The sequence below is a fragment of the Candidatus Yanofskybacteria bacterium genome, from assembly GCA_016181175.1.
Lineage (GTDB): Bacteria > Patescibacteriota > Minisyncoccia > 2-02-FULL-40-12 > IGHO2-01-FULL-4-A > 2-01-FULL-44-17.
Map to the genome: position 1 here is coordinate 55,838 of JACOZV010000003.1, position 13,026 is coordinate 68,863.

The window sequence follows — 13,026 nt, forward strand, 5'->3', positions numbered from 1 at the left end:
GCTTTTTTAGTGCTTTTTTTCAATAAAAAATGCCCCACGCGATGCAGGGCATGACATGGGCCATTGCGGCCCAAACAAGTTACGGGAGTTGATTCCAGACTCGGCATCGCCGATATCTGGTAGGTTCCCGCGCCCAGTTGGCACAGGGATCGATTGAACGTTGCTCCCCAGACTCAGCTGCCGGCGTTAAAACCTTATCCGACTGTTTTAGATTCTCGGCAATTTTGCCAAGGCCCCTTTCAATCGGAGTCAGATCCACTGCTGCGGTAGTTGCCGACATAGCGGCAGATGCAGATGTAGTAGAAGCAGCATTTGTTTTAACTGCTCCAAGTCTATCCGCCGCTGACTTGAGGTTTGCAGTAGCTTCTTTAAGTCCCGGTATTTCCACCGTAACTTTGGAGGCTACCGGCTGGGTTACTGCCGGTTGCGACGGAGTGGCGTTGTTTGTGGCCGCCGGTGCGATTGATTGCGACGGAACAGCAACGGCTACTGCTGGAATTGCTGACATGGGTGCCATCTCGGCCTCTGGTGTCGTCCAGCGACCAACCATGAACCCCATATATAGCAACCAGAACAAGAAAGCCACTCCACCGATTCTCAACGCCCACAAAAGAAAACGATTCCAATTGTGATCGATGAGATCTTCATCTCGATTCACTGTAGTATTCAATCTTTGAGTTGTTGTTAGGCGGGCCATCACCTTCCTCCTTGAGCCGCTTCGGCCGGCTCTTCAAACGCCCAACCATTCGTGGTCGGGATTGGATACAAACGGTCGGATGAAAGCCCGCCGTTGTAATTGGGAATCAGGGTATAGCCATAATAAGACTCGCCCGGTTTCGGCGCTTGGACTGCCCAAGTGTCGCCGGAACCCAACCGACCGAGAAACTTGTCCTTACCCTTTTGATTCCGGAAGTAAATATCCGCCGGATATCTCATAAGGTTGGAAAGTTCAAAGTCTCCTCGGCCGCCACCAGCTGATGGGCCGGCAGCTGCTGAACCGCCTCGAGTCACAAGCATAGACGCTCCGAATCCAGCGCCGCCACCAATGATAGCGCCCCGACGGCCGCCCAAGGTACCACCCATGACAGCGCCAGCGATGATGCTACCGATAACAGTAGTTCGACGACTAACGCCGCCGATACCTACGCCGCCTCCATAGTAACCACCAGAGCCAGCTGCCCCAAGAATGCGGTCAATGGGCGCATAGGCTTGTCGAGCGATACGCTCAGCGCAAGGCCCGGGAATCAGTTCACAGGTCGTACCCTGGAACTGGGCATTTGCCAGCGACACAAGCGCCACCAGCATGAACAGAGCAAACATTATTCGCTTCATTTCAATCTCCTTTTCTGGCCTGTTTCCAGGCCTTTCATTTTGCAAAATGGATGAGAATGTCCCATGCCACCTCAAATAACTTGCTCGCACTGAGCGAGCAAAACGAATCGAAGTGTTAAAGAACAAACCTCATCTTGACTGACTTAATTATATCAAAAATAGACAATAAAGTCAACACAATAAAAAGCTAATAAAATAAGGGGTTTTAGCCCCTAATTTCTTTAAGTACCTCTAGGTCAAGCATTCTTTTTGAATCCTCGGTTTCCAATAGCCAGTCAATTTTCATAAACTCCGGCGTTTTCAAAATATTTGCTATTCCGATTTTGCCCACAAACCCGTCTCCGATATGCTCGTGCCGATCTCGCTTTCCGCCCAGATCTACTTTTGAGTCGTTCACGTGCGCCAGTTTCAGGTATTCAAGTCCAATTTTTTTATCAAATTCCTTAAGCATTTGCTGGACGGTTTCGGGAGTACGAAAATCATAACCCGAAGCAAAAGCATGACAGGTGTCAAAACACACTCCACTTAAACCATTTATATTCTTTACGCTGTTTAAAATATTTCCGATTTCTTCAAATTTATCTCCGATTATATTGCCGGTCCCAGCGGCAATTTCAAGCAGTAATTGCGTAGAACCGAGATAACCATCCAAAATCTGGCCAACCGAGTCTGTCACTTTCTCTAACCCTTCTTCAACGCTCTGACCCGTATGCGAACCGAGGTGTGTCATGACATAACGCGCGCCAAGCGCACTCCCCCGTTCCAACTCTTCCCTCACAACCCTGATTGATCCATGCCTAATGCGCAGATCAAGAGAGGCAAAGTTGATATAGTAAGGCGTGTGTATGTAAAATGTCTCAAACCCAAAGTTTGTCATTTGCGATTGGAAACTGGCAACTAGTGATGGTGTAAGTTCCGGTGCCGGTCCGCCCTGCGGCGACCTGGTAAAACACTGGAATGTTTCACAACCCAAGTCCTTAGCACGATTAGGCGCCAAATGTATTCCGCCAGATATTGAAATGTGTACTCCAATTTTTGCCATTATCTAATAATAGTAATTTCTAGAGCAAAATAAAACCCCGAAATGGGGTTTAATGGCTCTTTGTTACCAGATATCCTTCTCTGTGTAAAAGTTTGGCGGGTAACGGCTGCCACTTGCCATCTGAACTGACATTGCCTACGCGTACCCTGATTTTAACCTCATCGCCGTCTTTATAATCTGGGCTTAATTCATAACTAAGATGGTATTGATTGCGAAGATCCTGCAACACTTGCCTGGCAATTTCCGGCAATTTGTTCTGCTCGGGCAGATCAAAAAACCTTCCACCAGTTAGTTGAGAAATCTGTTTAAGGTTGTTTTCATAACTATCAAGGAGAAAAGAATCAATATCGTGCTTGGCCGTACCAATCGTGTAAATAGGCAGGTCAACTGCTTGAGCACGATAAGTAGATTCTTTCAAATCAGCAAGCGCCACGTTGTCCTGGCCATCTGCCACGATAATCAGAAAATTGGCAAAATTACCGCGGGCTTCTTTTTTGAATTTTTCTGCAGCGAATCTTACACTGCCGAAAAGTGGACTGGTACCAGCGGCTTTTTTTGTCTTTCTGACTATGGCTCTTACCAGAGCGCTGCTATCGTCAGACCAATCCTGTTTTAATGTAAATGCTCCTTGGCTCGGATTTAAGTCAAGCGATTCATAGTAAAATTCGGCAACAAAAAATTTGTCGCCGCGTTTTTTGTCGCCTACCGCTTTTATAATCCACTTTACCAGTTCTGAAGCCACATCCAGCTGATAACGGAATTGCCTGGCTGTTGAACCGCTGGTATCTATGATTATGCCACCACGAAGCGGCAATTGTTCTGGCTGATCAAGCTTTATATTTCTTTCACGAAAGTTCTGCCCGCCAGCCAAACTCTCTTCTAACTTGAAATTCTGTTTCTCAAGCTGGGGTAATGGTTTACCGCCAGCGCTTAAGGCCACAACGGTTACATTAACCATATCTACTTCGGCGCTAAAAATCGGTTTATCGTAAGCCGGTTCGGCCGTTACTTGTGCCTTTGCCAACCAGGGCAAAATTGACACAAAAGTCAGAATAAAAATAAACACTTTCATTCTTTGCCTCTAATCTTTTTAACGAACATATGGCTTTTGTTCTATCACATTTTATAAAAAAAATAAACCCCCGAGGGGGTTTAGGGCATATTACCATTTATGTGATTCTTCTGAATTATTCTAACTTTGGTTCCTATGGGTAAAAGATTTATTACTGCCGGCTCCTTTAAGCTTTCGCTGTTAATATCGTAGATTATGGTTGGCGATTTTTGCGTTAAAAGATTGAAAAGAATCCGCCCCGTGGCACTAAAACCAGCGGCGGTGATACCAGCAATAGCAGCGTTTTTTATCTTACTTTCTGATGGTTGAATGCTTTTTGGCGGATCAATTACGCCCACTCTGGCAATAATTCCGCCGCTCGCTCCGCCGATGATAGCGGTAGTTCCCACTCCGTCAATTAGATCTTTCGAATCTCTGACTGCCAAGCTCTCAATATCGGCCAAACCCAATTCAATGCTTTGTGATTTCTTGATCTCAATAACTATGCTTTTTGAGGGTTCTACCCTAACAATTCGCCCTTCAATGGCCACGGAGAATTCGGTCGCCCAAACGCTATTTGCACAGGAAAAAATCGCTAAAATTGCAACTGAATATACTAATAGCTTTTTCATCGGGTTCCTCCTTGCTATTATGCTCATTCTACTCTCAACCTTGCCAACAAGACGGTAAAGTTTACCTCGTAAATTATGGCTTTTTCCCTAACCTCGTCGGTAACCGTCAGCTTTAACTGGTAATAACCGGTGGGCAACGGATTGTCCGTCGGCCAACCGAGCATAAAACTAGTCAGCCTCTGATAGTCCTTACTTACATCAATATACTTATTGGCCTCATTTATCATGAATCTACGTTCACGGACCAACTGTGGCTGATCGTCATTTTTGCTTGTATAGTAAAATATTTTTGACTCTACCGATATTTGCGGAATATCCTTTTTAAAAAGTGTTCCGGCGCTTGCCTCTTCAACTTTGTAACCCACTCCTTGCAAAAGTAAGACCATAACCGGATTTTCGTCGTCATAGAATACCAATTCAACACCAGAGTTTTTCCTAAATCGCAACAATTCCCTTTGGATTTTGGCAAACTCATTTGCTAACTGCTTTAAATTTTCCTCAAATTCGTTGACCAGGGTTTCAATTTCTCGCCGACCACCGGCATTTGAGTTAATCAAATTTAGAAACTGTTTCTTGTCATTTTTTTTAGGCGACAGGGTGTTTTGCCAAACCGCTATCTTGTCGAATGCTTTTTGACCTTTTTCAGAAGTAAGAAGATCGTCTTTTACTTTGTTGTAAATCTTATTTAAGGCGTCGGCTTGAGCAAAACTCAGTCGGCTGATTTTTGTGTTAAAAACTATGCTTACCAGTTCAAGATTGGCAAGCGCGGCGCCGCCTTTGGCATTTTCAGCAATGGCACCCAGACCGAATTGGTCCGCAAACCTGAACCTACCGGATAGCAATTGCTCAAGGACCTCTTCCGGTGTTCCGGCCATCTTGCTCTTGTAAGCAGCTACAAGTTGGTAGTCCTCAAATCCGGTTCCTTGGCTTTGGCACAGATTAGCCAACGCCAAATCGCGCATTTGGGGTTGTAGATATTGATTTGAAACAAACCAGTCTAAGTTGGGATTCCTTTCCGCAAAAACAAACTGATAAGTTCCCTCTTGCCCGGTGTGATATTCAATAATCATAATTTTGGGCGGCGCGCTCAACTGAAAAGTTCCGGAAATTCTTTGTTGTGAATCTGGTCTCGAAGACTGTTGATCACCCAAATCACCAGAATTACCGGTATACATGCCACCAGTGGGTGCAAAACACGTAGACGCGCTTAAAAGCATTTCTGTCCCGTCATTAATTTGAAAACTAAACCTCCCCATGGGTCCGACCCTGACATTCCTGGGGTCTGGATGGCCCATTTTTTCAACAACTACGTCCCTGCCATCCTTAAATTCTTTAGGCTGAGATTTGGTTTTATCTCTGAATCGCGGCGCCCTTTTTAATTCCTGCTTTATTTTTTCAAACGAATCATCAATGACTCGTAAAATACCTAATACGGGCTCGTAATCTTCAGTAAGATTGGCCTCAAGATAAAGCTTTTCGGCTTCTTCCAATAAACTTTTGGAATTGTCAAGTATTTTTTCGGCTTGGCTGGTATTGACACCCTCCGCCCTTTTGGTGGCAAGAGTTATCTCGTTTTCTTTGAGTTTCTCCCACAGAGAATCAATTTCTTCTGTTGTTTGGGCTTTAGTTTTTATTCTTTTTTTGTTTTCTTTGGCAATTTTTTCCACGTCTTCATTTTCTTCCAATGCTACCTTCACCGCCTCTGGTGTTTTGGGCAGGCTAGAAGGAATAGGCGCTGTAGAACGTGAGTGGACACTGCATCCAATACAAGAAAAAATAAAAACAGAAACAGATAGAAATAAAACCAAAAATGACTTATTCACTTACTACCTCGCTTTTTGTTGTTAATGTTCTTGTTTAATTTACGTTATTACTTTCTGGATACGGGGTCAACCCGTCCAAATTTTTGGGCTGGCATCAGAAACATAAAAGCCGAAGGCATGTTCAAAAACTTGGGCGGGCTAAACGTTTTTAAAATGTTTGATTTTTGCTTTTTTATTAACTCTGTCAAAAACCACAGATATTACATCGATCTGCCATTCCAAATCCATGCCGCACAATTCATGCTCAAGATATAACATAGCGGTACGTTTAATTTTTGCCATTTTTTTCCAATCAACCCTGACTTCAGGGTTAAAATCACCCTCAAATTCTTGGCTGTTTGACTTAACCTCAACAAAAATCACCACTTCATCTTTGCGGGCAATTATATCTATCTCTCCCCACGGCTTACGATAATTTTTATCAACCACTTCGTATCCCCCGACTTCAAGATATCTTGCCGCAATATTTTCTGCGAAAAATCCCAGTTCTTTGGAGTTAAGCATGAACCTAGTATTGTGAATTATAAACCAATAATCAAGCCACTGAACCATGACAACCTATTGACAAATTTAGTATATAGCTTTAAAATAGAATAGTGGTATTTTAAGGAGACAAATCTATGTATCCAGAGTTTCAGTTAATACACCGAGAGTATGGAAGGGTTGGTGGGGGTTCGGACAGCAAAGCAGAGTTTCCGTTAAGTTCATTGAAAATAGAAAAAGGTGGATGGTTTACATATGCCTCTTTGAAGTTAAGAGGGGTAAATGGCGAAGAGTTTGATGTTTCTTTTTATGAATGTTGCGCGCCAGAAAGGTTTAAATTTGAAGTGGATAATTCTAAAAAGCATATTACTGTTCTAATTTTTTTACGCGTTATTGTTGTTGCCCCTGAAGATGGCACTAGAAGTTTTGATATTAAATTTGTTGGTCCTGATGATAAAATAAGGAGCTTAAAAAGGAAAATATATGAAAGTCAAGGATTTGTTTTTGTTGATTAAAAAATTATTGCCGAGAAAACCTCGGCTTTTGTATTAACTAATTATCAACTTATGCCTCTTGACTTACCTACTACACATTGCTACTCTTAACTCTAGATTCTCGCGAGAGAATCGTTATTGTTTTCAGCAATATTTCAACATTCTAGCTAGTAACCGCAAACCGATAGCTGGAAATTAACCTTATTAAAACACTTATAAATAATACTTTTTTTGGGCAATTTTTAAAAAACGAGAGAGTCGGATTTTTTGTTGTTATGAGTCTAGCTATTATTGTATTGATTTTTAAAGGTTCGTCAGAGGGTCAGAGAAGTGTTCTTGGTAACCTACTAACAAGCTATGTAGAAGAAACCGCTGCTTCAGTAATCACTATCCCATCCCAAAACCAGCTTGCTGACATTAATAGCCTCGCTGCCTATGCCGGAACTGAACGCATGCCAAAGCCGTCCGTACTTAACACAATTCAAGACAACTCTCTCGTTTCGCGAGGAACAATTTTGACAGATATTCTTGATGAATTTTTAGATAGAGGATCTCAAATAGCAATCTATACTGTACAAGAGGGCGATACCCTCTCTTTTATTGCTTCTGACTATGGCGTGAGCATTAACACTATAATTTGGGCAAATAATCTTAGCGATGCCGATGCAATTAGACCCGGTATGGATTTGAAAATACCGCCAGTTACAGGAGTCATACACAAGGTTAAAAAAGGCGATACCGTTGCTTCGTTGGCCAAAAAATATGGGGTAAAAGAAGAAGAAATAGTTAGTTTTAACGGTTTGCCGTTAAGCGGAGACCTGCAAACAGATGAAGAAATTATAATTCCTGGTGGAAAAATAAATACGCCCAAAGCTCCTCTCCAACAAAGCACAGCTCCAAGATTCGCCTATTTACCAACATTAGCGGGTTACTTCATCCAACCGGCTACAGGCTATAATTGGGGCAGGATCCACGGAAGGAACGGCGTAGATGTAGCTAATTCATGCGGTACGCCGATATACGCCGCCGCCAATGGCAGAGTAACTATATCTGATGCTGTGGGTTATAATGGCGGCTTTGGCAAATTTATTAAGGTAAATCACCCCAATGGCACCGAAACTCTTTATGCTCATGCCAGCCGATTATTGGCCAATGTCGGAGATTTTGTTGCACGCGGTCAGCAAATTGCAGTTATGGGTTCTACTGGCCGTTCCACTGGCTGCCACGTCCATTTTGAAGTACACGGAGCGAAGAATCCATTGGCAAAATATTAGAGATGGTTTCAAAATCCTATTTCTACTGCAATCTCTAAAGGTTTTGAAACCATCTCTAGAAGGGGAGGGACCTTTGAAAATGATTGAAGAAAAAGACGGCTATCGTGAAAAATATCTGGGAAAACCCGCTATATTTTCAATACCCTCGTCAAAACTTGAAAAAGTAGAGTACGAAATACACGCTTTTCTGGAGAAAAGTTACGGCCACGCCTGGAGCCGAACAGAAAAAGTTAAGGGCTTCTGGATGGGAAAACCAGATGGCGAATACACAAAATTTGAGATTTCTTTTGTTGGTAAAGAAAGGATTCCGAATCTTAAAAAATTTTTAGCCAAAATCGCCAAAAAGATAGGGGAGGAATGCATTTACTTACTCACTGGAGCTGATTCCTGGTACGTATATCCACCTAAATAAGCCAGCTTTGCTGGTTTTTTGTTTACCCTCACTTGTTTACAAAGGCGGGGTTTCCCATGAAACATTGATGGACGAATGAGCCGGTATTTAGCATTTCGTCATTCATCCCGTTAGAGAGCCCGCTATTTAAAAGATGATTGTTATTCGATGGATTACCTAACTAATATAACACTCTCTAACGGGATTCATCTGCCGACTAATAAATTAACGGATTGAGCGTATGATTGTTACGCTAGAAATATGCGGGCCCCGGAGTCAGAAGACGAAGGGGGAATGGATAACCGCATATTTTTAGTAACAATAGCTCAAGGAGGAAAATTTATAAGAAGGCATGATGTTGAAAGAAATGTTAAATACCGGCAAATGAGTCGTTTTCTGGGCGAATACGGTACGCTATAGCTTCGGCCACATGATTGGCCTGTATAATTTCACTATCAGCCAAATCGGCGATTGTGCGCGCAATTTTGAGAATTTTGTGGTAGCCACGTCCAGAAAGACTGTGAGATACAACTGCGTTTTTAACCAGTTCCTCGGCTTCCGCAGTAAGCTGGCAGAATTTTTTAATATCTTTAGGACCCATCTCGCTATTCGTATGCAATTTGGCATCAATAAATCTGTCCTGCTGTATTTTTCTTGTTTTTGCCACGATTTGCCTAATTTCACAGCTAGTTTGGCCACTTTTTTCACTAGTCAAATTGGCATAAGTTTCACGAGGAACACTTATTTGAATATCGATACGATCAAGCATGGGACCAGAAATTTTTCGCTGATATTTATAAATCTCATGTGCCGAACACACGCAAGGCTTAACTTCATCACCATAATTACCGCAAGGGCATGGATTCATGGCGGCCACAAGCATAAACCTGGCAGGAAATCTTACGGAACTTGAAGCGCGTGAAACGACAACTTCGCCACCTTCCATTGGTTGGCGAAGCGCCTCAATAACATTTCGCGGAAATTCAGGAAATTCATCAAGAAATAACACGCCGCGATGAGCAAGAGAAATTTCACCTGGCTTTGGCCACGTGCCTCCGCCAACCACTGCAACGGCTGAAGTAGAATGGTGTGGATTGCGGAATGGACGCTCAAAAATTATCGCTTGGTTCTTTATGAGACCACAAATGCTGTATATTTTTGTCACTTCTAGCGCCTCATCTCTGCTCATTTCTGGCAAAATACTTGAAAGGGCTCTAGCCAAAAGCGTCTTGCCGGTACCAGGCGAGCCATGCATCAACAAATTGTGGCCACCGCTAGCAGCAATTATTAGGGCCCTCTTGGCACTTTCTTGTCCCTTCACGTGGGAAATATCAAAATCACCACAATCGTAGCTCTGCGAGCCATTTTTTACCAAATAATCATAATCTAAATGTTCTGCTGGAGAAATTACGGTCTTGCCTTCAAGATACCCGGTTAATTCCGTTAAATTATTTATACCAATTATATTAATTCCACCAACAACTGAAGCTTCAACGGTATTTTCTTTGGGTAAAATTATTTCCTTAAACCCTTTGGCCTGTGCCATCAGCGTTACCGATAAAACACCATTTATTTTACGCACAGAGCCGTCAAGCGACAATTCCCCAAGAAAAATTCTGTTTTTATGTTCAAATTTTATTTGTTTAGTTGTAAGCAAATAACCCAACGCAATCGGTAAATCGTAAGCAGGTCCTTCTTTCTTGATATCCGCTGGCGCAAGATTGACGATTATTCTTTGGTTTTTCTTATTGGGCGCAATAAAACCGCTATTTTTGATAGCGGAGCCAATTCTATCTTTAGACTCCTCGACTGATTTATCAGGGAGCCCAACAATATTTAGTGAATGAAGTCCAGGTGTAGAATCAACTTCAACCTCTACGGTAAGAGCGTCGAGGCCAGTAACAGCGGCCGAAAAAACTTTAACAGATGGCATTCCCAAAGCAAATTAGCATTCCTCCTAATCAGCTAATCGATTACCTTTGATTTTCTTAATTGCACTTTTCCACTCACGTTTCTCTATCTAAAAAGAGTTTATAATAACTTTACTTTTTTGGCACAATCAACACAAAACTTAGCTACTGGTATAACTTTTAAGCGCCTTACATCAATAGGGGATGAGCAATTCTCACAAATACCATAAGATTCTTTGTCTATTTTCCCAAGAGTCTCGTTGATTTCACGTAAACGCAATTCAAGATTCTGTTCAACCGCCCTTTCTTGCTCAGAATCAGTTACGCTGTGAGCTTTTTCATCAGAAGTATCTGACTGATCAACAGCATGGAAGTGTGATTTATAGTCACCCCTAACAACTGGGTTTTCTGTAGTAAATTCGCCTAGTAATTTTTCAATATTTACCTTTTCGGTTAATAAATCTTCTTTTAATTTTTTTTGTTCTTCTTTGTCCACCCCGTTAGAAGTAGTAACAGCGGTATGCAAGTTTTACTTACAGTCGCTGTTTAACTTTGATAAAATAATAATTTTGGCTCGCAAACCCGTTAGGGCTACTTCTAACGGGGTCCATAGTGTTTTAGAATAAACTCAAAAAGAAATTGTAGCACGAGATATTATATGTAGGCAAGAAAAAAACGGGCATCGAGGCCCAGAAACAAAAGTTGCTTAGAGGCTGACACCCGTAGTGCCTGCCCAAGTTTCTAGAAACACCGTTACATCAACACTAACTTAGGTGCTAGTCTAAAAACTTGAGCAGGCTGCAAAACTGCCGGTCGTTCCATCACATCGGAACAACTAGCCAAAAAGAGAACTATACTTAGTATAAATGCCCCCAAGAATGATGACAAGTAAAATCTGTGGATAAGTTGTCATCATTAATCACTAAATTACCCTTAAAAACAAGGATATCTTACAATGATGTCAATGATGTCAACACTTTAATAACAATGGTGTCGGGTAACCCGACACCATTGTTATTATTAAGAAATATATTTTTAAGTACTGCTACTTAATCTTATCTATTACTCCAAATATGTGGTCCCTAGAATTAACCAAAACGAGATAGGCATCGTTATTTTTTGCTAGAATTACCGAATAATCAATCGTTAAATTATGATCTGGAAAGTTAATATATCTAATTGCTGTCCCGTTGTAAGTATTATCTAAGAATACCATGGATGATGCCTTGGATTGGTCAAATTGAAGCATGTTAACTAACGTTTGTTTCATTGTGTCTTCCCAATTTTTTAAGATTGTACGCACTATTGGGGTCATATCTGTGCTTTGAATTTTTACAATAAAACCAGGGCTAATAGTACCATCTATTTTGGGCATAAAAGTCAACCAAAAGTTTTTATCATCAATCAAGGTTTTCAATTCTAACGGTAAATTAGCTAACATACCATCCATAAATTCTTCAAATCCATACCGCTTAGTCCCATCTACATTATTAACCTTGTAAATTCCAATCTCCCCGGATGAAATCAATGAATCAAGCTTTCCAGAACTGGAAAACTGGCTTACTAGGGTCGCAGGTGCAGTACCTCCAATTGAAAAATTTACCGAATCCACCACCGAAAACAGGTTTTCAATAGAAATTGGCGTGACAGTTGGTGAAGTAGAAGGAGATGGACTAAATATTGGCGTAGGTATTGTTTGACTACGATAAACAAAAAATTCAGTAATAGCAGCAATTAAAACTACCAGACCAATAATAATAAAAAGCGTCCTTTTTGAACCAGCTTTGTCAAATTTACTCCAAAAACTACCTGTGGACGGTATATTCAATGAAGGCTTCGTTAAGCTAATAGGGGGCATCGTCGGCTGCATCGTCGGCTGTGAAACTCTTGGCAAAACTGCTGGCGGAATAGCTGTGCCTGGCAATGGCTTGGCTTTTTCAAGCTTACCAAGCTCAACGTGAGATATTGGTGATAGTGGTATTTTTGTTGGAATAGGTTCAGGCATTGTTTTAACTTCTTTTTCCGATTCTTTTTCTATTTTAAAACCGGCTGGTGTCTGGCCTTTTTTGATAGCTCCCAGATCGTCCAGCATTGTCCTAATTGAAGATTTAAAAACAGTAGATGGTTGACTCTGTTGAGTAACTGGCGGCAACGTAGGAACTGTGGGTCTGGAAAATCCTGGCGTTGAAGGTCGTGGTGGTATTGGCATGGTAGGTATAGCCGGCCTAACAAAAGTGGAAGTTGGTGATTTCGTTTCACTAATCGGCAAATTAGGCGGAATTTTAATATCCGGGGTTAGAGGACTTGCTTTGCCCTCCATAGCTACAGGCGAAGGAGGGTTCACGCTGGGTTTGGGCGGCGTTGTTACGCTTGGAAAAGAAGGGGGTGGCGGTAAACTAGTCGACCTAGAAACTGGCGGTTTTATTTCATCGGCCATTTGCGGAAGGTTTTAGGTTTTAGGTTTTAGGTTTTAGTAAAATTTATAAATCTAAAAACTAACGCCTAACAGCTAACACCTAATTTTTTACTAGACTAATTCTATCACACATACCCAAAATCTTATCTACAGCCTAGCGTTTTGGTTATTAATTTTT

The 13,026-nt window shown here is 41.8% G+C and carries 14 protein-coding genes; 4 read left to right on the plus strand and 10 right to left on the minus strand.

Annotation, left to right across the window (positions count from 1 at the left end; translation table 11 throughout):
- Window positions 1–79: 79 nt before the first annotated feature.
- The 7 genes from HYT61_02940 to HYT61_02970 form a co-directional block, all read right to left on the minus strand.
- Window positions 80–697, minus strand: coding sequence for a hypothetical protein (locus HYT61_02940; GenBank protein MBI2063167.1), 618 nt, complete (start codon window positions 695–697; stop codon window positions 80–82).
- Window positions 697–1,332: a hypothetical protein gene (locus HYT61_02945; protein MBI2063168.1), complete on the minus strand. Its 636-nt coding sequence runs from the start codon at window positions 1,330–1,332 to the stop codon at window positions 697–699. Before HYT61_02945 ends, HYT61_02940 begins: the two co-directional genes overlap by 1 nt.
- 205 nt (window positions 1,333–1,537) lie before the next feature.
- Window positions 1,538–2,374 (minus strand): deoxyribonuclease IV, encoded by an 837-nt coding sequence (locus HYT61_02950; GenBank protein ID MBI2063169.1) that lies wholly within the window; start codon window positions 2,372–2,374, stop codon window positions 1,538–1,540.
- A 49-nt stretch (window positions 2,375–2,423) separates the two neighbouring features.
- On the minus strand, window positions 2,424–3,446 hold the full coding sequence (locus tag HYT61_02955) for a VWA domain-containing protein (GenBank protein MBI2063170.1): 1,023 nt from the start codon (window positions 3,444–3,446) through the stop codon (window positions 2,424–2,426).
- Between the two features lie 80 nt (window positions 3,447–3,526).
- Complete coding sequence (locus HYT61_02960; protein ID MBI2063171.1) at window positions 3,527–4,057, minus strand: hypothetical protein; 531 nt, start codon at window positions 4,055–4,057, stop codon at window positions 3,527–3,529.
- Window positions 4,058–4,080: 23 nt separating this feature from the next.
- Window positions 4,081–5,880, minus strand: coding sequence for a hypothetical protein (locus HYT61_02965; GenBank protein ID MBI2063172.1), 1,800 nt, complete (start codon window positions 5,878–5,880; stop codon window positions 4,081–4,083).
- Between the two features lie 138 nt (window positions 5,881–6,018).
- Window positions 6,019–6,432 (minus strand): YraN family protein, encoded by a 414-nt coding sequence (locus HYT61_02970; protein ID MBI2063173.1) that lies wholly within the window; start codon window positions 6,430–6,432, stop codon window positions 6,019–6,021.
- 68 nt (window positions 6,433–6,500) lie between these two features.
- Between HYT61_02970 and HYT61_02975 the strand changes: the two genes are divergently transcribed.
- The 3 genes from HYT61_02975 (at window position 6,501) to HYT61_02985 (ending at window position 8,543) form a co-directional block, all read left to right on the plus strand.
- Window positions 6,501–6,878: a hypothetical protein gene (locus HYT61_02975; GenBank protein MBI2063174.1), complete on the plus strand. Its 378-nt coding sequence runs from the start codon at window positions 6,501–6,503 to the stop codon at window positions 6,876–6,878.
- 254 nt (window positions 6,879–7,132) lie between these two features.
- Window positions 7,133–8,131, plus strand: coding sequence for a peptidoglycan DD-metalloendopeptidase family protein (locus HYT61_02980; GenBank protein ID MBI2063175.1), 999 nt, complete (start codon window positions 7,133–7,135; stop codon window positions 8,129–8,131).
- A gap of 79 nt (window positions 8,132–8,210) precedes the next feature.
- Window positions 8,211–8,543, plus strand: coding sequence for a hypothetical protein (locus tag HYT61_02985; protein MBI2063176.1), 333 nt, complete (start codon window positions 8,211–8,213; stop codon window positions 8,541–8,543).
- A 349-nt stretch (window positions 8,544–8,892) separates the two neighbouring features.
- Here the strand turns inward: HYT61_02985 and HYT61_02990 are convergent, their stop codons facing one another.
- The 3 genes from HYT61_02990 to HYT61_03000 form a co-directional block, all read right to left on the minus strand.
- The gene (locus tag HYT61_02990; protein ID MBI2063177.1) at window positions 8,893–10,455 is read right to left on the minus strand and encodes a YifB family Mg chelatase-like AAA ATPase; all 1,563 of its coding nucleotides are present in this window, start codon (window positions 10,453–10,455) and stop codon (window positions 8,893–8,895) included.
- A gap of 98 nt (window positions 10,456–10,553) precedes the next feature.
- Window positions 10,554–10,928, minus strand: a complete 375-nt coding sequence (locus tag HYT61_02995; protein ID MBI2063178.1) for a TraR/DksA C4-type zinc finger protein — start codon at window positions 10,926–10,928, stop codon at window positions 10,554–10,556.
- 549 nt (window positions 10,929–11,477) lie between these two features.
- Window positions 11,478–12,524, minus strand: coding sequence for a hypothetical protein (locus HYT61_03000; protein ID MBI2063179.1), 1,047 nt, complete (start codon window positions 12,522–12,524; stop codon window positions 11,478–11,480).
- Window positions 12,525–12,594: 70 nt separating this feature from the next.
- Between HYT61_03000 and HYT61_03005 the strand changes: the two genes are divergently transcribed.
- The gene (locus HYT61_03005) at window positions 12,595–12,885 is read left to right on the plus strand and encodes a hypothetical protein (GenBank protein ID MBI2063180.1); all 291 of its coding nucleotides are present in this window, start codon (window positions 12,595–12,597) and stop codon (window positions 12,883–12,885) included.
- The last annotated feature ends 141 nt before the right edge of the window (window positions 12,886–13,026 follow it).